The organism is Acinetobacter sp. Swhac1 (assembly GCF_013390985.1).
Lineage (GTDB): Bacteria > Pseudomonadota > Gammaproteobacteria > Pseudomonadales > Moraxellaceae > Acinetobacter > Acinetobacter towneri.
Genome location: NZ_JACASN010000009.1, coordinates 65,079 through 81,711, shown reverse-complemented (window position 1 = coordinate 81,711; position 16,633 = coordinate 65,079). Strand labels below are relative to the sequence as shown.

Here is a 16,633-nt window from a genome sequence, read left to right as displayed (position 1 = left end):
GATGGAAGTAACTGCTAAATTACGCGGTGCCGCTATCTCGGCACAAAAAGCACGTTTGGTTGCAGATCTTATCCGCGGAAAATCTGTTGCGCATGCACTTAACATTTTAAACTTCAGCAACAAAAAAGCTGCTGTTTTAGTTAAGAAAGCATTGGAATCTGCAATTGCAAATGCTGAACACAATAACAGTTTAGATGTAGACGACCTTAAAGTATCTACGATTTACGTTGATGAAGGCATGAGCCTTAAACGTATTATGCCACGTGCTAAAGGCCGTGCAGATCGTATTACTAAGCGTACTTGTCACATCACCGTTAAGGTAGGGGTTTGATATGGGTCAGAAGGTTCATCCAATCGGTATCCGCCTAGGTGTTGTGAAACGTCATAACGCTAACTGGTATGCGAATCCGAAACAATACGCTGAATACTTGCTTAAAGACCTTCAAGTTCGTGAGTTTTTAACTAAAAAACTTAAGAACGCAATGGTAAGCAATATTCTTATCGAACGTCCAACGGGCGCTGCTAAAGTAACAATTAGCACTGCGCGTCCTGGTATCGTAATCGGTAAAAAAGGCGAAGACATTGAGAAATTACAACGCGAATTAACATCTATTATGGGTGTTCCTGCGCAAGTAAGCATCAACGAAATTGACCGTCCAGACTTAGATGCACGTTTAGTTGCTGAAGCAATCGCTTCTCAATTAGAAAAGCGTGTAATGTTCCGTCGTGCTATGAAGCGTGCGGTACAGAACTCTATGCGTGCTGGTGCTAAAGGTATCAAAGTTGAAGTTTCTGGTCGTTTAGGTGGTGCAGAGATTGCACGTACTGAATGGTATCGTGAAGGTCGTGTACCTTTGCATACACTTCGTGCGGACATCGACTATGCAACTATGCGTGCTGAAACTACTTACGGTACGATTGGTGTTAAAGTTTGGGTATTCCGTGGTGAAATCTTGGGTGGCATGAAGCAAGTCATGAACCCAGCACCTGCTGAAGAACGTCCAGCTAAACGCGGTCGCGGTCGTGGTGAAGGTCAAGAGCGTCGTGGTCGTCGCAATGATCGTTCTGCTGAAAAAGGAGAATAATCCATGTTGCAACCTAAACGTACTAAATTCCGTAAGGTGCAAAAAGGCCGTAACACTGGCTTAGCGCACCGTGGTAGCTCAGTATCTTTCGGTACTATCGCTCTTAAATCAGTTGAACGTGGTCAAATGACTGCGCGTCAAATTGAAGCGGCACGTCGTACAATCAGCCGTCGTATTAAGCGTGGTGGTAAGATCTTTATCCGTGTATTCCCAGACAAACCAATTACTTCTAAGCCTCTTGAAGTGCGTATGGGTAAAGGTAAAGGTTCTGTGGAATATTGGGTTTGTCAAATCAAACCAGGTAAAGTCTTGTACGAAATTGATGGTGTGAACGAAGATTTGGCACGTGAGGCATTTACGCTTGCTGCTGCTAAACTTCCGTTTAAAACCACTATCGTGACTCGGACGGTAATGTAATGAAAACTAAAGATCTACGTGAAAAGTCGGTAGAAGAGTTGACAGCTTTGCTTGATGAGCAACAGCTTAACCAATTCCGTCTTCGTATGGCGAAAGCAACTGGTCAATTGGGTAAATCGCATGAAGTTGCGCTTACTCGTAAAACTATTGCACGCATCAAGACCCTCCTTACCGAAAAACAGGGGAACGGGCAATGAGTCAAAATACAGTCCGCACGTTAACTGGCAAAGTTGTAAGCGACAAAATGGAAAAATCTATTGTTGTCCTTATTGAACGCCAAGTTCAACACCCGTTGTATGGCAAATTGATTCGCCGTTCAACCAAATTACACGCTCATGATGAGAACAATACCGCCAAGATTGGTGATGTTGTAACCATCAAAGAAAGCCGCCCAATGTCTAAAACTAAGTCATGGACTTTAGTTGAAGTTGTTGAAGCTGCTGCTGAGTAATTAACGTTCTTGTTGCATCATCGGTCAATTTCGAGTACTCTTTGAGCCTTTCGAAATTGTGACCGGTGATGCTCGGTTTTGGAGTAGGGCAATGATTCAAACCGAAACGATGCTTGACGTAGCTGACAACAGTGGTGCTCGCCGCGTACAATGTATTAAAGTACTAGGTGGTTCACATCGTCGTTATGCTTCTGTTGGCGACATTATTAAAGTTACTGTAAAAGAAGCTATTCCACGCGCACGTGTTAAAAAAGGTGACGTGATGAATGCTGTTGTTGTACGTACAAAGTTCGGTATTCGTCGTCCAGACGGTTCTGTGATCCGTTTTGATGATAACGCTGCTGTTATTTTGAATAACAACAAAGCACCGATTGCAACTCGTATTTTCGGACCAGTGACTCGTGAACTTCGTACTGAACAGTTCATGAAAATCATTTCATTGGCTCCTGAAGTTCTATAAGAGGCAATCATGGCTAAGATTAAAAAAGGCGATCAAGTAATTGTGATCGCAGGTAAAGAAAAAGGCAAACAGGGTACTGTTCTGTCAGTTTCTAATGACCGTGTTAAGGTCGAAGGTCTTAACTTGGTTAAGAAGCACCAGAAGCCAAACCGTGCTACGGGCGCTGAAGGCGGTATCGTAACGCAGGAAGCTTCGCTTCATATCTCAAACGTGGCAATTTTTAATGCTACAACCCAAAAGGCTGACCGTGTTGGTTACCAAACGATTGATGGCGTGAAAACTCGCGTTTATAAATCGAATGGTGAATCAGTGGCGGTGGCGAAGTAATAGGTTGAAATAGGCAATGGCCAGACTTAAAACACGTTACAACGACGAACTTAAGGCTCAATTACAAGAACAATTGGGCGTTAAGAATGTGATGGAGATCCCTCGCATCACTAAAATTACCATCAACATGGGTGTTGGTGCTGCAGCTGCTGACAAGAAATTGTTAGATGGCGCTCTTTCTGATATGCAAGCTATTGCTGGTCAAAAACCAGTTTTAACATTAGCTCGTAAATCAATCGCTGGTTTTAAAATCCGTGATGGTTGGCCGATTGGTTGTAAAGTTACTTTACGCGGCGAACGTATGTACGAATTCTTAGACCGTTTGATCTCTATCGCGATCCCTCGTATCCGTGACTTCCGTGGTTTCTCTTCGAAATCATTTGATGGTCGTGGTAACTACTCTATGGGTCTCAAGGAACAAATCATGTTCCCTGAAATCGATTTCGATAAGATTGATCAAATTCGTGGTATGGACATCACCATCACTACGACTGCTCGCACCGATGACGAAGGCCGTGCGCTTATGCGTGCATTCGGCTTCCCGTTCAAATAAGAGGTCGATATGGCTAAGAAAGGTATGATTAATCGCGAATTGAAACGCGAAGCTACTGTTGCGAAATACGCTGCAAAACGTGCTGAATTAAAAGCAACGATTGCAAACGTAAATGCAAGCGACGAAGAGCGTTTCGAAGCGATGATGAAGTTACAAGCATTACCACGTAATGCGTCTCCAGTACGTCTTCGTAACCGTTGTGGTTTAACTGGTCGTCCTCATGGTTACTTCCGTAAGTTCGGTTTAAGCCGTAACAAATTACGTGACACAGTAATGCAAGGTGATGTACCGGGCGTTGTTAAGGCAAGCTGGTAAGGAGCACTATAAATGAGTATGCAAGATACCGTTGCCGACATGCTAACGCGTGTTCGTAACGCCCAAATGGCAAAGAAACAAACTGTTTCTATGCCTAATTCTAAGTTGAAGGTTGCTATTGCAAACGTACTTCAACAAGAAGGTTATATCGCAAATGTAGAAGTGGCTGACAACGAAGGCAAACCTACATTAACGATTACTTTAAAATACTATGAAGGCAAACCAGTTATCGAAACTGTGAAACGCGTAAGCCGTCCAGGTCTACGTCAGTATCGCGGTAAAGATGCTCTTCCAAGCGTTAAGCAAGGTTTAGGTATTGCAATCGTTTCTACAAGCAAAGGCATCATGACTGATCGCGCTGCACGTGCTGCAGGTATCGGTGGTGAAGTTATTGCTTTTGTTTCTTAATAATAGGTGATTCCTCATGTCTCGTGTGGCTAAAGCCCCAGTAACTGTACCTAACGGTGTTACAGTTACTCAGAACGGCCGGCAGGTCGAAGTGAAAGGCAGCAAAGGTACATTGTCTTTCAACCTGCATGCGCTGGTCGAGCTAAAACAGGAAGACGGTATTTTAGCTATTGCTCCTAAAGCTGAGTCGAAAGACGCTTGGATGCAAGCTGGTACTGCTCGCGCTGTGCTTAACAACCTTGTAAAAGGTGTGAGCGAAGGCTTCGAACGTAAGTTGCAATTGATTGGTGTTGGTTATAAAGCTGCGGTAAAAGGTAACGTTGTTAACCTTAACCTTGGTTTTTCACACCCAATCGATTACACCCTTCCTGAAGGTGTGACTGCAGAAACTCCAACTGCAACTGAAATTATCCTTAAATCTGCTGATAAAGCAGCTTTAGGTCAAGTTGCTGCGGATATCCGTGGATACCGTCCACCAGAGCCATATAAAGGTAAAGGTGTTCGTTATTCGGATGAAGTTGTTCTTCGTAAAGAAGCTAAGAAGAAATAAGGCGCGAGGTTCTTATGAACGAAAAGAAACAATCCCGTTTGCGTCGTGCGAAAAGCACACGCTTGCACATCCGTGCATTGGGTGCGACTCGTTTGTGTGTAAACCGCACGCCGCGTCACATCTATGCTCAAGTTATTTCAGCAGATGGTGGCAAAGTTTTAGCGCAAGCTTCAACTTTAGATGCTACTTTACGTGCTGGTACAACTGGTAACGTTGAAGCAGCTCAAAAAGTAGGTGCTTTAATTGCAGAACGCGCGAAAGCAGCTGGCGTAACTAAAGTTGCGTTTGACCGTTCTGGTTTTAAATATCATGGTCGTATCAAAGCCTTGGCTGATGCTGCTCGTGAAAACGGCTTGGAGTTCTAATCATGGCTAAAGTTGAACAAAACGAAGGTCTTGTTGAAAAGCTGGTTGCCGTTGATCGCGTAGCCAAAGTTGTTAAAGGTGGTCGTATCTTCTCTTTCACAGCATTAACTGTTGTGGGTGATGGTAATGGTCGCGTAGGTTTTGGTCGTGGTAAAGCACGTGAAGTTCCAGCTGCTATTTCTAAAGCACTTGAAGCTGCACGTCGTAACATGATCACTATCGAATTGGCAGATGGTACTTTACAACACCCGATTCATGCGCGTCATGGTGCAAGCCGTGTTTACATGCAGCCAGCATCTGAAGGTACTGGTGTAATTGCGGGTGGTTCTATGCGTGCAGTTTTAGAAGCTGCAGGTGTACGTAACGTATTGACTAAATGCCGTGGTTCTACTAACGCTGCAAACGTAGTGAACGCAACTTTTAACGGTTTGCGTGACATGACAACTCCTGAAAAGGTTGCTGCGAAACGTGGTCTTTCAGTAGAACAAATTCAAGGGTAATCAATCATGAAAACGATTAAAGTTACCCAGACTAAATCTGCATCGCACCGCTTGAAAAATCACAAGCTTAGCCTTAAAGGTTTAGGTCTGCGTCGTATTGGTCATACTGTAGAAGTGCAAGATACGCCTTCTAACCGTGGTATGATCAACCAAGTCTACTATATGGTTAGTGTAGAGGAATAAGCCATGACTCTGCGTTTAAATGAACTTGCACCTGCAGAAGGTGCTAAGCGTGAAGCCCGTCGTCTAGGCCGTGGTATCGGTTCTGGCGTTGGTAAGACTGGTGGTCGTGGTATCAAAGGTCAAAACTCACGTAAGAGCGGTGGTACACGTCCTGGATTCGAAGGTGGTCAAACTGCGTTATATCGTCGTTTACCTAAATTCGGTTTCACTAGCCAAATCGCTTTGAAAACTGCTGAAGTACGTTTATCTGAGCTTGCTAAAGTGGAAGGCGACATCGTTAGCCTTGAAACTTTAAAAGCAGCGAACGTTGTACGTAAAGATATGGCTCGTGCTCGTATCGTACTTTCTGGTGAAATTACTCGCGCATTCACTATTCAAGGTGTTGCTGTGACTAAAGGCGCTAAAGCTGCTGTTGAAGCGGCTGGCGGTAAAGTCGAGGAGTAATCCCCAGTGTCTATGTCTCCTAGTTCTTCAGGTCATGTTCACATGATGAAAGGCCAACCATTTCACGTGAAATACCGTGAAATTATACGCCGAATGATGTTTCTCATTGGTGCGTTGTTGGTATTTCGACTAGGAGCGCATATTCCAGTACCAGGCATTAATAATGCCGCACTTGAACAATTGTTTAATGCAAACCAAGGAACAATCCTTGGTTTGTTTAACATGTTTTCGGGTGGTGCATTAGAGCGGATGTCGATTCTTGCTTTAGGGATCATGCCATACATTTCTGCTTCGATTATCGTACAGTTGATGTCTACCGTGGTTCCTTCGCTTGAAGCTTTGAAAAAAGAAGGCGAGCAAGGTAAACGCAAAATTAATCAATATACGCGCCAAGGCACATTGTTTCTTGCACTTGTGCAAGCGATTGGGATGTGTGCAGGTCTGATTGGTCAAGGTATTACCTTAACGTCAGGTCTGGCTTTTTACGTTCCAGCTGTTACCTCTTTGGTTGCAGGCACAATGTTCCTAATGTGGTTGGGTGAACAAATTACCGAACGCGGAGTGGGCAATGGTATTTCCATGATCATTTTCGCAGGTATTGTTGCAGGCTTGCCTAATTTAATTATGCAATCCTTCACATCTATTGATAGTGGCCAGTCAAGCCTGATTGGTTTGGCAATTTTTGGTTTATTGTCTTTGGGTGTACTTGCAGCAATTGTGTTTATTGAGAAGGCGCAGCGTCGTATTCCAGTAAACTATGCCCAAAAACAACAAGGTCGTCGTGTATTTACTGCTCAGCAAACGCATTTGCCATTAAAAATTAATATGGCAGGTGTGATTCCAGCAATTTTTGCCAGTTCATTGCTTTTGTTCCCAGCGAGCTTAGGTCAATGGGTCGGCAGTGCGGACCCTAATGCTGGATTAATCAAGCGTAGTCTACAAGACTTGGCATTGGTATTGTCGCCTGGACAACCGTTGTATTTGGTGCTCTTTGGTGCGTTAATTATCTTTTTCTGTTACTTCTACACTGCGCTGGTTTTCAGCCCTAAAGAAGTTTCGGAAAACTTGAAACGCAGCGGAGCTTATGTGCCTGGTATTCGCCCAGGTGAGCAAACTGCTCGTTACTTAGATCATATTCTCAGTCGTTTGACCTTTATTGGCGCGATTTACATCACTGTAGTCTGCTTAATGCCGATGATTCTACAAAGCTCATTTGGAATTCCATTTAGCTTAGGTGGTACATCATTATTAATCGTTGTAGTGGTTGTGATGGACTTTATGGCTCAGCTTCAAGCACATCTCACCTCGCACCAGTACGATAATCAAACGTTAATGAGAAAAACGACTGCTCATCCTAAGGGATAAGCGCACTTAGAGGTTTCATCATGAAAGTACAAGCTTCTGTAAAGAAAATTTGTGGTAGCTGCAAAGTTATCCGTCGTAATGGGGTTATTCGCGTAATTTGCAGCGCAGAACCTCGTCATAAGCAGCGTCAAGGTTAATTTGATTAAGACCTGTTGATTTCAGTAGGCTAATTAGGTTATTATCCGCCCCTCAAGATTTTTGTGGGGCGGTTGATTATCTTAACTGCCTTTTTGGAGAAAATTGAATGGCTCGTATTGCCGGTGTAAACATTCCGGATAACAAGCACGCTGTTATCTCTCTCACTTATATCTTTGGTATTGGTCGCCACACTGCTAAGACTATCTTAGCTGCTGCTGGTATCGCACCAACAACAAAGATCCGTGAATTAGATGACGCTCAGCTTGATGCGATTCGTGCAGAAGTTGCTAAGGTTCCGACCGAAGGTGACTTACGTCGCGAAATTTCCATGAACATTAAACGTTTAATGGATTTAGGCTGCTACCGCGGTCTTCGTCATCGTCGCAGCTTGCCTGTCCGTGGTCAACGCACCAAAACTAACGCACGTACCCGTAAAGGTCCGCGCAAACCGATTAAGAAATAAGATTTCTGGAAGCTAAAAGATGGCTAAAGATACTCGCACACGCAAGAAGGTCACTCGTACCGTCTCTGAAGGTGTTGCACACATTCACGCTTCTTTTAATAACACCATTGTGACCATTACCGATCGTCAAGGTAATGCACTGGCTTGGGCTACCTCAGGTGGACAAGGCTTCCGTGGATCACGTAAATCAACTCCGTTCGCTGCTCAGGTAGCTGCTGAAGTTGCTGGTAAAGCTGCTTTAGATTACGGTTTGAAAAACTTGGACGTCCTTGTTAAAGGTCCTGGTCCAGGTCGTGAGTCTGCGGTTCGTGCATTAGGTGCAGTGGGTTATAAAATTAACAGCATTACCGATGTGACTCCAATCCCTCACAACGGTTGCCGTCCACCTAAAAAACGTCGCGTGTAAGGAGAAACATTCATGGCTCGTTATATTGGTCCAAAATGCAAACTCTCTCGCCGCGAAGGGACAGACCTGCAACTAAAATCTGGCGTTAAACCATTTGACGTCAAAACTAAAAAACACGCTAAAGCTCCTGGCCAACATGGCGGGGCTCGTGGTGGTAAGCAATCTGAGTACTCACTACAATTACGTGAAAAACAAAAAGTACGTCGTATGTACGGTGTTTTAGAACGTCAATTTAGTAACTACTATAAAGAAGCTGCTCGTGTGAAAGGCGCAACAGGTGAAAACTTGTTGAAATTGCTCGAAAGCCGTCTTGATAACGTTGTTTATCGCATGGGTTTTGGTTCTACACGTGCAGAAGCTCGTCAGCTTGTATCTCACCGTAGCATTACTTTAAATGGTCGTCGTGTTAACATTGCGTCTATTCAAGTTAAAGCTGGTGATGTAATTGCAGTTCACGAAGGTGCAAAACAACAATTACGTATTAAAAACGCAATTGAATTGGCTGCTCAACGTGGTATCCCTTCATGGATGGAAGTTGACCATTCTAAATTTGAAGGTACGTTTAAAGCTGCACCAGATCGTTCTGATTTACCTGCTGAAATCAACGAAAGCTTGATTGTAGAATTGTATTCTAAATAATCCTTGAGGTAGCAATAATGACGCGTACTGCAAATGAGTTTCTTACTCCGCAAGCGATCAAGGTCGAAGCGGCAAGCGGGACCTCGGCAAAAGTTATTCTAGAACCATTAGAGCGTGGCTTTGGTCATACTCTTGGTAATGCTTTACGTCGCATCCTTCTTTCTTCTTTACCTGGCGCAGCTGTGGTAGAAGTTGAAATTGAAGGTGTCGAGCACGAGTACAGTACTTTGGAAGGCTTGCAGCAGGACATCGTCGAGCTCTTGCTGAACCTGAAAGGATTGTCTATTAAGCTGTTCGATCAAAATGAAGCTTATTTGACATTGGAAAAACAAGGTCCAGGCGATGTAACAGCTGCAGACCTTCGTTTACCGCATAATGTTGAAGTGGTTAACCCTGAACACTTGATTGGCACTTTAAGTGCTACAGGCAATTTAAAAATGCGCCTGAAAGTTGCTCAAGGTCGTGGTTATGAAACATCTGACTCACGTTTCCCAGAAGGCGAAACTCGCCCTGTAGGTCGTTTGCAGTTAGATGCTTCTTATAGCCCAATCAAACGTGTGTCTTACATCGTAGAAAATGCGCGTGTAGAACAACGTACTGACCTTGACAAGTTGATCATTGATCTTGAAACCAATGGTACAGTTGATCCAGAAGAAGCGATCCGCAAAGCGGCAACAATCTTGCAACAACAAATTGCAATTTTTGTTGATCTTCAGAAAGATCAAGCTCCTGTTGCTCAAGAGCCTCGTGAAGAAGTTGACCCAATCTTGCTTCGTCCAGTAGATGATCTAGAGCTTACTGTTCGTTCTGCTAACTGTTTGAAAGCAGAAAATATTTACTACATTGGTGATCTTGTACAGCGTACTGAGGTTGAGCTACTTAAAACGCCTAACTTGGGTAAAAAATCGCTTACAGAGATCAAAGATGTTCTGGCTTCTAAAGGCTTACAGCTCGGCATGCGTTTAGAGAACTGGCCACCGGCTAGTCTCCGTATGGACGATCGTTTCGCCTATCGTAGCCGTTAATTAAGTAGGACTATCACCATGCGTCATCGTAATAGTGGTGTGAAATTAGGCCGTACAAGCAGCCATCGCAAAGCGATGTTCCAAAACTTGGCTAATTCTTTGTTCGAACACGAGTTAATCAAAACAACTGTTCCTAAAGCAAAAGAATTACGTCGTGTTGCTGAGCCTTTAATCACTTTAGCTAAAAACGATACAGTAGCAAACCGTCGTTTAGTGTTTGCTCGTACTCGTTCAGCAGCAACTGTTGGTAAATTATTTACCGTTCTTGGCCCTCGTTACAAAGAGCGTAACGGCGGTTATCTACGTGTTCTTAAAGCGGGCTTCCGTGCGGGTGATGCTGCACCGATGGCTTACGTTGAGCTTGTAGATCGCGAAGTTAAATAATTTCGCCAAGAATAACGCACGTTGTTCAGAAAAAGACCGGTTTTACCGGTCTTTTTTTATGAAAAAAATATATTGAATCTCAATAAATGATGAAATTGTCCCGAATTGATATAAATTTTAGTAACTTTTGCTAAACTTGACATTGTGTATTGTCAAATTTATGATTTAATAAAAAACATCATTCAAGCTGGACAATAAAACATGGATAAGCAGGTTGATATATTAATTATTGGGGCAGGGATTTCGGGCATTGGTGTAGCAGCACATTTAAGTCAAAACTGCCCACAGCGTTCTTTTGAAATTATTGAGCGTCGTCAAAGTTTTGGTGGCACTTGGGATTTATTCCAATATCCGGGCATTCGTTCAGATTCGGATATGTCGACTTTTGGTTATAATTTTAAGCCTTGGAAAAAAACCAATGTACTTGCCGATGGCGCATCTATCAAAGACTATCTAGAAGAAGTCATTCAAGAAAAAGCCTTACACTCAAAAATTCATTTTCAGCATCGTGTGTTATCTGCCAATTATGACTCTCAAACACGTAAGTGGACGTTACGTATAGAAAATGCAGTGCAACAGATTGAAACTTGGGTGGCTAATTTTGTTTTAGGTTGCACAGGCTATTACAATTACGATCAAGGTTTTCAGCCTGACTTTCCGAATCAACATGCGTTTAAAGGTACATTTATTCACCCACAGCATTGGCCTGAAAATTTAGATTATCGTGGTAAAAAGGTCTTAATTATTGGTAGTGGTGCAACCGCCATTACCTTAGTACCTGCTATGTCAAAAGGTGGTGCAGCGCATGTCACCATGCTACAACGCTCGCCGACTTATATTGCTTCAGTGCCTGCAATGGATTTTGTTTATCAGCAAATGCGTAAAGTTTTGCCTGAAGATGTTGCTTACAAAATCACGCGCGCACGTAATATTGGCATGCAACGCGCCATTTATGCTTTAGCACAAAAACAGCCGAAATTACTGCGGACTTTGTTGCTGAAATCTATCCAAATGCAGCTCAAGGGCAAGGTAGATATGAAGCATTTCACGCCACATTATAATCCGTGGGATCAGCGTTTATGTGTTGTGCCTGATGGTGATTTATTTAAGATTTTACGCGAAGGGCATGCCTCGATTGAAACCAATCAAATTGCAAGTTTTACTGAAACAGGTGTGCAATTAAAATCGGGTAAACATTTGGATGCCGATATTATTGTGTCTGCGACTGGTTTGAATATTCAGATCCTAGGCGGTATTCAAGCCACAATTGATGGTGTGCCTTTAGACACCTCCAAACACATGCTATATCAAGGTGTGATGATCAGCGATGTACCGAATATGGCGATGATTATTGGCTATATTAATGCCTCTTGGACGCTTAAAGTGGATGTGGCTGCGGATTATATTTGTCGTTTGCTCAATTATATGGATCGACAAGGTTATGACGAGGTAATTCCTCAAGGTGACCAAACAGAGTTATTGGAAGATACGGTGATGGGCAGTTTGAGTTCGGGCTATATCGCGCGTGCTGCTGATGTGATGCCAAAGCAAGGCAAACATGCGCCATGGCGAGTGACCAACAATTACTTAGAAGATCGCAAAACTTTAAAACAGGCAAGTTTTGAAGATGGTATTTTAAAATTCAAACAAGCTGTGCCTGCACAGCAGCGTAAACCTAAATTAGTGTCTTAAATCGTTGGGTGCAAAAATAATATGGCACAAGAAATTTAAAATTGCTTGCGCCATTTTTATGTTGAGGTGGAAATTTTATAAAGAACGTGAAATCAGCTCTTTCATAATTTCATTGGTGCCTGCATAAATACGATTGGCCCGATTGTCTAAGTAAGCACGTGCAATTGGATACTCAAGCATATAGCCATAACCACCATGCAGTTGTAGACATTCATCCACCACTTTGGAGTACATCTCTGAAATTTTATATTTGGCGGCCGCTGCAGCTTCAACACTGAGCTGATCTTGAAGTTGTAACTGCATACATTGATCTAAAAAAGCACGACAGAAATCAATTTCGGTGCGTAATTCTGCCAGTTTAAAGCGCGTATTTTGAAAGCTATGAATACTTTTGCCAAAGGCTTGACGTTGCTGAGTATATTGCAATGTATGTGCAAAAGCAGCTTCTGCACCTGCTTGGCAAATAATCGCGACAATTAAGCGTTCCCAAGCCAGTTCTTTCATCAGCATGATAAAGCCCATCCCTTCTGCACCCAATAAATTGCTGCGAGGCACGCGGACATTATCAAAAAATAATTCGCAAGTGTCCTGACCTTTCATACCAATTTTATTCAGTGGTTTGCCTTTGCTAAATCCCGCACGGTCTGCTTCTACCAATATTAAAGACAGATTGGCTGAACCTTTGTCTGTGTTCGCTGTTTTACATACCACAATCGCCATGTCGCACAAATAGTCGTTGGTAATAAAAATTTTAGCACCATTAATTACGTATTCATCGCCATCCAATACCGCAGAGGTACGCACAGCTTGTAAGTCTGAACCTGTACCGGGTTCGGTCATGGCAATCGCGGTGATGACTTCACCTGTGGCCATGCGGGGTAACCAGTGTTGTTTTTGTTCAGTTGTGCCAAAGTTATTAATGTAATTGGCGACAATATCTGAATGCAGTGAAAAACCGGTAGCACTGTCACCTGCATAGGCTTGTTCTTCAATCAAAATCATGCTGTATAAGCGGTCTACCCCTGAACCTGCATATTCTTCAGGCATGGTGCTACACAGCAAACCCAAAGTACCTGCTTTACGCCATAGCTCACGGTCTACATGCTGCTGCGCTTCAAATTTTTCAGTATGGGGGATGACTTCCTGCAAATAGAATTTTCGTACCAAATCACGAAAACTGTCGTGTTCAGCACTGAATAAGGTGCGCGGTAACATATTGGCAATGGGGCGAATTGCGGCAGATTGCATGGTTTTATCTTCCTGATGTTGTTATTTTGAATTCACCTTAGAAGAATTTATAGGGGGCAACAAGGTGCAAAAGTTTCAATTGCAAATGAAAGATGATGCTTTTGGTCAATGCTGCATAAAAGTCATCGAAACTTTAAAAGGGGTCGGTTAAACTAGCCTGAGTTTAATTTTAATGGGGAAACCGCATGAGTGATGACATCAGCTTAGAAGAACGCAAAGTGATTTACCGTGCCCGTCGTGGTTTAAAGGAAATTGATGTCTATTTTGACCCGTATGTGAAAAATCATTATTTGACTGCCAGTGCGGAAGAAAAACAAATGTTTGCCGATTTGGTTGAGCAGGAAGACCCAGATTTATTGGATTGGTTTATGGAAGTGTCTGAGCCACCACGTCCTGAGTTGAAAGATTTTATCCGTAAACTAAAGCATTATGTGCATGGCTAAACAGCAGTTTCAGCTGAAACCTAGTGTCATCGCAATAGTGTTTCAGCTGATGATCGCTCTACTCATCGTTTGGCTTTTACTACAAGTGTTAAAGCCATGGCTTAGCGTTGTATGTATTGTCATTATGGGCTGGACATATTTTAAATTTGTTCGTGCAAACCGAATTGTTGGTTTAGATCAATTAGATGACCGTGAATGGTCAATTTCCTATCTCGCGCCTCGTGTAGTATCACAACAGATTAAAAGCACAGCTCGCCAAATTGAAATTCAGCGTGTGCAACTGCGTCAAGTGATAGATCATCAAATTTATATCGTCATGGAATTTCAGCAAGCCTTTAAACCTGTGGTGATTTGGTGTGATCAGGTTTCCAAGGCGGAATGGAAGGCTCTAAAAGTATTGGCGAAAATGCTCTAATTTACAGACAGCTGTATATTTTTATAATAATAAAAAACTATAAGTATCATAAAGATAAAATTATCATCTATTTTTCGTGTCCTGATCAGTCATTTTATATTGGCATAAAAGATTACACATATCCCTATTTTCAGTTATATTCATTCCAGACAAGTGTAGATCAATACAAATCAGATTCCTGAAATGTGCAGATTTAAATTTAGTCGAAAGATTTTTTAAGATAAGCCCGAATTGGGCATCAGTTAATAAGTAGCATGTGCTGAACCGTCGCAATGCTACTTTTTTTTGCCTAAATTTTGTCGGATGACAGATTTCAGTCAATTTTAGTCACTTTAAAACATGGCAAAGTTATCCATCTGAAGCAGCAAGTAGACGCTTTTATTCAGATATTGCTTCTGCTATGTTTGTTGCAATGGACATAAACACAATTATAGAGGACAGGAAAATGTCGCAAGTCCAAAAAATAGGCCAGGGTGTGGCCGTATTTGCAATCACAAGTTTATTATTATCAGGTTGTTCACAAGTGATCAAAACAGGTGCCAATGTCGCACTTGGATTTACTGAAAAACATATTGTGCCGCCAATTTTAGCGATGGAAGATGCTGAAATGGTGTGTAATTCTGGTAACTCCTTAACCCCTGCCATTATGGCGACTAAAGATATGGGCGCAGACCCAACCCGTGTTGCGGTACTAATGTATTCGGCTGCGGGTATTTGTGCCGAAGAAAAAGCTTTGGATGCTGAATTGCGTTATTTACGTGCAGCAAAAGCAGGGCAAGTGGGCGAAGCGCAAGATGCGCGGATTCAGCAAAAACGTTGGGCGGCTTTGGCGGCACAGCGCCAATACACAGGCTATCAATTGTTTCAGCATCGTTGGGAAAAGAAATATCGGAAACCTTTGGGCGAAGGTTGTCCAAAAATGAACAGTGATATTGATCAAACTGTGTATATGTTGGGGATGTTGAGTGGCTTGCAAGCCATGACCAATGATATTAATTCAGGCGGGGCAGTGCATGTGCCTAAAGATATTGCCGCGATTGTTGAACGTGGTATGACCTGTTTAAACAATGAAAAATTCTGGGGCGCACCAGAGGCTACACGTGCCGTAATTTGGACTTTGCTTCCAGGTGCGGGAGATGGCAAACCTGATCCGTATCAAACCTTAAAGCAGTCGATGCAAATTGGTGAAAATAAAGGCGTGCGTTTATCACACGCTTTATATGCGGTTGCTGCCCAAGCCAGTGGTGAAGATGCCAAAATCCGCGATGCACTCAAAGCCTTTTCTAATGCACGCAGTGACGAAAAACCTGTAAATCCACAATTTAAATTGATTGATGCCATGGCAGGAAGCATGGTACAAGGAATTTCAGACCGTTACTGGACTGAACATACAGGTGTGCGTACTGGTGATCAGCAACGTTTCTGGGATGAACAAGATGATTCATCTGAATTAGATGATTTATTTAATGAGGATACGGCAGCTCAATTGTAAAAATATCAAGATTGCCCAATTCAATATAGACAAGAAGTTTTAGGATTGGGCAATCCGTTTGCCGAAGCACATAACAAGAATAATTTGGAGGATGCAAGCGCCTATGCAATATTCATCTCAATTTCTCAGTCGAAAAATTGTGTTTATTGCGGCATGTATGTCGGTTTCGGCATGTTTGCAGATTTTTGCAGAGCATTTTATTTATTGGTCTACACATTTATTGGATGAATTTTGGCGCTTATGGACAGGGCATTGGGTGCATGTGGGCTGGATTCATTATTTACTCAATATGATCGCGTTTGCCTGTTTACCTTTTATTTTTCCGCATGCCAAAGTATGGCACTTTGTGGCGCTTTTGTTGGTACTACCGCCAGCGATTAGTCTGAGTTTCTATTACTTCCTTGCCGATATTGATGCCTATGCAGGACTTTCTGGGGTGTTGCATGGTGCTTATGTGGCGGTGGCATGTGTGCATTTGCTTTATAAAAAAGAACGTGGCTTTGCCACATTGGTCTTGCTGCTTATTTTATCTAAACTGATTTGGGAAAATACCGTGGGCAGTTTGGGTACAGCAGAATTAATCGGGAGTCCTGTATTAGTTGAGGCACATTTATTGGGGGTGATTTGGGGAGTAATTTTTGCACTGGCTTATATTATTTGGGCCTATTGCATTGATCCGTATTAAAATTACATCAAAATGATGGCAAAAAGGGCTCACAAAAAATCTCACAATTGACCATTTTTACTTAAAAGAAAATCTATATTGTCATTTTAAAAATAACGACGCTCATGCACATTTAAACTGAATACAAAAATGCTCAATGGAAGATGGACATTCCGTTGAATAAGGATAGACAGAAATTCG

At 42.6% G+C, this 16,633-nt stretch carries 28 protein-coding genes; 27 read left to right on the top strand and 1 reads right to left on the bottom strand.

Annotated features, from left to right (window positions below; all coding sequences use genetic code 11):
- Window position 1: 1 nt before the first annotated feature.
- The 23 genes from rplV to HX743_RS06435 all read left to right on the top strand — a co-directional run bounded on the left by rplV (window position 2) and on the right by HX743_RS06435 (window position 12,170).
- Entirely contained in the window at window positions 2-331 is a 330-nt protein-coding gene (rplV, locus tag HX743_RS06545) for a 50S ribosomal protein L22 (protein WP_001982638.1), read from the top strand.
- Between the two features lies 1 nt (window position 332).
- The gene (gene rpsC / locus HX743_RS06540; protein ID WP_004974711.1) at window positions 333-1,085 is read left to right on the top strand and encodes a 30S ribosomal protein S3; all 753 of its coding nucleotides are present in this window, start codon (window positions 333-335) and stop codon (window positions 1,083-1,085) included.
- Between the two features lie 3 nt (window positions 1,086-1,088).
- Window positions 1,089-1,502, top strand: coding sequence for a 50S ribosomal protein L16 (gene rplP / locus HX743_RS06535; RefSeq protein ID WP_178318802.1), 414 nt, complete (start codon window positions 1,089-1,091; stop codon window positions 1,500-1,502).
- Window positions 1,502-1,699, top strand: coding sequence for a 50S ribosomal protein L29 (gene rpmC, locus HX743_RS06530; RefSeq protein ID WP_004650482.1), 198 nt, complete (start codon window positions 1,502-1,504; stop codon window positions 1,697-1,699). Before rplP ends, rpmC begins: the two co-directional genes overlap by 1 nt.
- On the top strand, window positions 1,696-1,953 hold the full coding sequence (gene rpsQ / locus HX743_RS06525) for a 30S ribosomal protein S17 (protein ID WP_004974714.1): 258 nt from the start codon (window positions 1,696-1,698) through the stop codon (window positions 1,951-1,953). Before rpmC ends, rpsQ begins: the two co-directional genes overlap by 4 nt.
- Before the next feature lie 91 nt (window positions 1,954-2,044).
- Window positions 2,045-2,413 carry a 50S ribosomal protein L14 gene (gene rplN / locus HX743_RS06520; RefSeq protein ID WP_001982634.1) on the top strand — a complete coding sequence of 123 codons (369 nt, stop codon included), beginning with the start codon at window positions 2,045-2,047 and terminating at the stop codon, window positions 2,411-2,413.
- A gap of 9 nt (window positions 2,414-2,422) precedes the next feature.
- Entirely contained in the window at window positions 2,423-2,740 is a 318-nt protein-coding gene (gene rplX / locus HX743_RS06515) for a 50S ribosomal protein L24 (protein WP_004974717.1), read from the top strand.
- A gap of 16 nt (window positions 2,741-2,756) precedes the next feature.
- Entirely contained in the window at window positions 2,757-3,293 is a 537-nt protein-coding gene (rplE, locus tag HX743_RS06510; RefSeq protein WP_004974719.1) for a 50S ribosomal protein L5, read from the top strand.
- 9 nt (window positions 3,294-3,302) lie between these two features.
- Window positions 3,303-3,608 (top strand): 30S ribosomal protein S14, encoded by a 306-nt coding sequence (rpsN, locus tag HX743_RS06505; RefSeq protein WP_004825185.1) that lies wholly within the window; start codon window positions 3,303-3,305, stop codon window positions 3,606-3,608.
- Window positions 3,609-3,620: 12 nt separating this feature from the next.
- Window positions 3,621-4,016: a 30S ribosomal protein S8 gene (rpsH, locus tag HX743_RS06500; protein ID WP_004974720.1), complete on the top strand. Its 396-nt coding sequence runs from the start codon at window positions 3,621-3,623 to the stop codon at window positions 4,014-4,016.
- A gap of 16 nt (window positions 4,017-4,032) precedes the next feature.
- Window positions 4,033-4,566, top strand: coding sequence for a 50S ribosomal protein L6 (gene rplF, locus HX743_RS06495; RefSeq protein WP_004974722.1), 534 nt, complete (start codon window positions 4,033-4,035; stop codon window positions 4,564-4,566).
- Between the two features lie 14 nt (window positions 4,567-4,580).
- Entirely contained in the window at window positions 4,581-4,931 is a 351-nt protein-coding gene (gene rplR / locus HX743_RS06490; RefSeq protein WP_004281497.1) for a 50S ribosomal protein L18, read from the top strand.
- A gap of 2 nt (window positions 4,932-4,933) precedes the next feature.
- Window positions 4,934-5,431, top strand: coding sequence for a 30S ribosomal protein S5 (rpsE, locus tag HX743_RS06485; RefSeq protein ID WP_004974725.1), 498 nt, complete (start codon window positions 4,934-4,936; stop codon window positions 5,429-5,431).
- 6 nt (window positions 5,432-5,437) lie between these two features.
- Complete coding sequence (gene rpmD, locus HX743_RS06480; protein WP_004786899.1) at window positions 5,438-5,614, top strand: 50S ribosomal protein L30; 177 nt, start codon at window positions 5,438-5,440, stop codon at window positions 5,612-5,614.
- A 3-nt stretch (window positions 5,615-5,617) separates the two neighbouring features.
- Window positions 5,618-6,058 carry a 50S ribosomal protein L15 gene (rplO, locus tag HX743_RS06475; RefSeq protein ID WP_004974728.1) on the top strand — a complete coding sequence of 147 codons (441 nt, stop codon included), beginning with the start codon at window positions 5,618-5,620 and terminating at the stop codon, window positions 6,056-6,058.
- A 45-nt stretch (window positions 6,059-6,103) separates the two neighbouring features.
- Window positions 6,104-7,423, top strand: coding sequence for a preprotein translocase subunit SecY (secY, locus tag HX743_RS06470; RefSeq protein ID WP_171257418.1), 1,320 nt, complete (start codon window positions 6,104-6,106; stop codon window positions 7,421-7,423).
- Window positions 7,424-7,443: 20 nt separating this feature from the next.
- Window positions 7,444-7,560 (top strand): 50S ribosomal protein L36, encoded by a 117-nt coding sequence (gene rpmJ, locus HX743_RS06465; protein ID WP_000867907.1) that lies wholly within the window; start codon window positions 7,444-7,446, stop codon window positions 7,558-7,560.
- 107 nt (window positions 7,561-7,667) lie between these two features.
- Complete coding sequence (rpsM, locus tag HX743_RS06460) at window positions 7,668-8,024, top strand: 30S ribosomal protein S13 (RefSeq protein WP_004974734.1); 357 nt, start codon at window positions 7,668-7,670, stop codon at window positions 8,022-8,024.
- Window positions 8,025-8,043: 19 nt separating this feature from the next.
- A complete protein-coding gene (gene rpsK, locus HX743_RS06455; RefSeq protein WP_001040166.1) occupies window positions 8,044-8,430 on the top strand; it encodes a 30S ribosomal protein S11 in 387 nt (128 codons plus the stop codon).
- Between the two features lie 12 nt (window positions 8,431-8,442).
- Window positions 8,443-9,069: a 30S ribosomal protein S4 gene (gene rpsD / locus HX743_RS06450; protein WP_004974744.1), complete on the top strand. Its 627-nt coding sequence runs from the start codon at window positions 8,443-8,445 to the stop codon at window positions 9,067-9,069.
- Between the two features lie 17 nt (window positions 9,070-9,086).
- A complete protein-coding gene (gene rpoA / locus HX743_RS06445) occupies window positions 9,087-10,094 on the top strand; it encodes a DNA-directed RNA polymerase subunit alpha (protein WP_004974745.1) in 1,008 nt (335 codons plus the stop codon).
- 18 nt (window positions 10,095-10,112) lie between these two features.
- Window positions 10,113-10,478 (top strand): 50S ribosomal protein L17, encoded by a 366-nt coding sequence (rplQ, locus tag HX743_RS06440; RefSeq protein ID WP_178318801.1) that lies wholly within the window; start codon window positions 10,113-10,115, stop codon window positions 10,476-10,478.
- Between the two features lie 201 nt (window positions 10,479-10,679).
- Window positions 10,680-12,170, top strand: a complete 1,491-nt coding sequence (locus HX743_RS06435; RefSeq protein WP_178318800.1) for an NAD(P)/FAD-dependent oxidoreductase — start codon at window positions 10,680-10,682, stop codon at window positions 12,168-12,170.
- A gap of 75 nt (window positions 12,171-12,245) precedes the next feature.
- Here the strand turns inward: HX743_RS06435 and HX743_RS06430 are convergent, their stop codons facing one another.
- The gene (locus HX743_RS06430; protein ID WP_178318799.1) at window positions 12,246-13,418 is read right to left on the bottom strand and encodes an acyl-CoA dehydrogenase family protein; all 1,173 of its coding nucleotides are present in this window, start codon (window positions 13,416-13,418) and stop codon (window positions 12,246-12,248) included.
- Between the two features lie 185 nt (window positions 13,419-13,603).
- On the opposite strand from HX743_RS06430, the gene HX743_RS06425 reads away from it, so the two are divergent.
- The 4 genes from HX743_RS06425 (at window position 13,604) to rrtA (ending at window position 16,453) form a co-directional block, all read left to right on the top strand.
- The gene (locus HX743_RS06425) at window positions 13,604-13,861 is read left to right on the top strand and encodes a succinate dehydrogenase assembly factor 2 (protein WP_004974752.1); all 258 of its coding nucleotides are present in this window, start codon (window positions 13,604-13,606) and stop codon (window positions 13,859-13,861) included.
- Entirely contained in the window at window positions 13,854-14,276 is a 423-nt protein-coding gene (locus HX743_RS06420) for a protein YgfX (protein ID WP_131260582.1), read from the top strand. The genes HX743_RS06425 and HX743_RS06420 overlap by 8 nt, the downstream gene beginning before the upstream one ends.
- A 445-nt stretch (window positions 14,277-14,721) precedes the next feature.
- A complete protein-coding gene (locus tag HX743_RS06415; protein WP_004974758.1) occupies window positions 14,722-15,768 on the top strand; it encodes a hypothetical protein in 1,047 nt (348 codons plus the stop codon).
- Between the two features lie 103 nt (window positions 15,769-15,871).
- Window positions 15,872-16,453 (top strand): rhombosortase, encoded by a 582-nt coding sequence (rrtA, locus tag HX743_RS06410; protein ID WP_178318798.1) that lies wholly within the window; start codon window positions 15,872-15,874, stop codon window positions 16,451-16,453.
- Window positions 16,454-16,633: the final 180 nt, after the last annotated feature.

Excerpts from the sequence above, each read along its gene's own strand:
- rplX (WP_004974717.1), top strand. The coding sequence starts at position 2,423 with ATGGCTAAGATTAAAAAAGGCGATCAAGTAATTGTGATCGCAGGTAAA.
- rpsM (WP_004974734.1), top strand. The coding sequence starts at position 7,668 with ATGGCTCGTATTGCCGGTGTAAACATTCCGGATAACAAGCACGCTGTT.
- rplF (WP_004974722.1), top strand. The coding sequence starts at position 4,033 with ATGTCTCGTGTGGCTAAAGCCCCAGTAACTGTACCTAACGGTGTTACA.
- rpmC (WP_004650482.1), top strand. The coding sequence starts at position 1,502 with ATGAAAACTAAAGATCTACGTGAAAAGTCGGTAGAAGAGTTGACAGCT.
- rplP (WP_178318802.1), top strand. The coding sequence starts at position 1,089 with ATGTTGCAACCTAAACGTACTAAATTCCGTAAGGTGCAAAAAGGCCGT.
- secY (WP_171257418.1), top strand. The coding sequence starts at position 6,104 with ATGAAAGGCCAACCATTTCACGTGAAATACCGTGAAATTATACGCCGA.
- rplR (WP_004281497.1), top strand. The coding sequence starts at position 4,581 with ATGAACGAAAAGAAACAATCCCGTTTGCGTCGTGCGAAAAGCACACGC.
- rpsK (WP_001040166.1), top strand. The coding sequence starts at position 8,044 with ATGGCTAAAGATACTCGCACACGCAAGAAGGTCACTCGTACCGTCTCT.
- rpoA (WP_004974745.1), top strand. The coding sequence starts at position 9,087 with ATGACGCGTACTGCAAATGAGTTTCTTACTCCGCAAGCGATCAAGGTC.
- rplV (WP_001982638.1), top strand. The coding sequence starts at position 2 with ATGGAAGTAACTGCTAAATTACGCGGTGCCGCTATCTCGGCACAAAAA.
- rpsH (WP_004974720.1), top strand. The coding sequence starts at position 3,621 with ATGAGTATGCAAGATACCGTTGCCGACATGCTAACGCGTGTTCGTAAC.
- rpmD (WP_004786899.1), top strand. The coding sequence starts at position 5,438 with ATGAAAACGATTAAAGTTACCCAGACTAAATCTGCATCGCACCGCTTG.
- HX743_RS06420 (WP_131260582.1), top strand. The coding sequence starts at position 13,854 with ATGGCTAAACAGCAGTTTCAGCTGAAACCTAGTGTCATCGCAATAGTG.
- HX743_RS06415 (WP_004974758.1), top strand. The coding sequence starts at position 14,722 with ATGTCGCAAGTCCAAAAAATAGGCCAGGGTGTGGCCGTATTTGCAATC.
- rplQ (WP_178318801.1), top strand. The coding sequence starts at position 10,113 with ATGCGTCATCGTAATAGTGGTGTGAAATTAGGCCGTACAAGCAGCCAT.
- rpsE (WP_004974725.1), top strand. The coding sequence starts at position 4,934 with ATGGCTAAAGTTGAACAAAACGAAGGTCTTGTTGAAAAGCTGGTTGCC.
- rrtA (WP_178318798.1), top strand. The coding sequence starts at position 15,872 with ATGCAATATTCATCTCAATTTCTCAGTCGAAAAATTGTGTTTATTGCG.
- HX743_RS06430 (WP_178318799.1), bottom strand. The coding sequence starts at position 13,418 with ATGCAATCTGCCGCAATTCGCCCCATTGCCAATATGTTACCGCGCACC.
- HX743_RS06435 (WP_178318800.1), top strand. The coding sequence starts at position 10,680 with ATGGATAAGCAGGTTGATATATTAATTATTGGGGCAGGGATTTCGGGC.
- rpsN (WP_004825185.1), top strand. The coding sequence starts at position 3,303 with ATGGCTAAGAAAGGTATGATTAATCGCGAATTGAAACGCGAAGCTACT.
- rpsC (WP_004974711.1), top strand. The coding sequence starts at position 333 with ATGGGTCAGAAGGTTCATCCAATCGGTATCCGCCTAGGTGTTGTGAAA.
- rpsD (WP_004974744.1), top strand. The coding sequence starts at position 8,443 with ATGGCTCGTTATATTGGTCCAAAATGCAAACTCTCTCGCCGCGAAGGG.
- rplN (WP_001982634.1), top strand. The coding sequence starts at position 2,045 with ATGATTCAAACCGAAACGATGCTTGACGTAGCTGACAACAGTGGTGCT.
- rplO (WP_004974728.1), top strand. The coding sequence starts at position 5,618 with ATGACTCTGCGTTTAAATGAACTTGCACCTGCAGAAGGTGCTAAGCGT.
- rpsQ (WP_004974714.1), top strand. The coding sequence starts at position 1,696 with ATGAGTCAAAATACAGTCCGCACGTTAACTGGCAAAGTTGTAAGCGAC.
- HX743_RS06425 (WP_004974752.1), top strand. The coding sequence starts at position 13,604 with ATGAGTGATGACATCAGCTTAGAAGAACGCAAAGTGATTTACCGTGCC.
- rplE (WP_004974719.1), top strand. The coding sequence starts at position 2,757 with ATGGCCAGACTTAAAACACGTTACAACGACGAACTTAAGGCTCAATTA.
- rpmJ (WP_000867907.1), top strand. The coding sequence starts at position 7,444 with ATGAAAGTACAAGCTTCTGTAAAGAAAATTTGTGGTAGCTGCAAAGTT.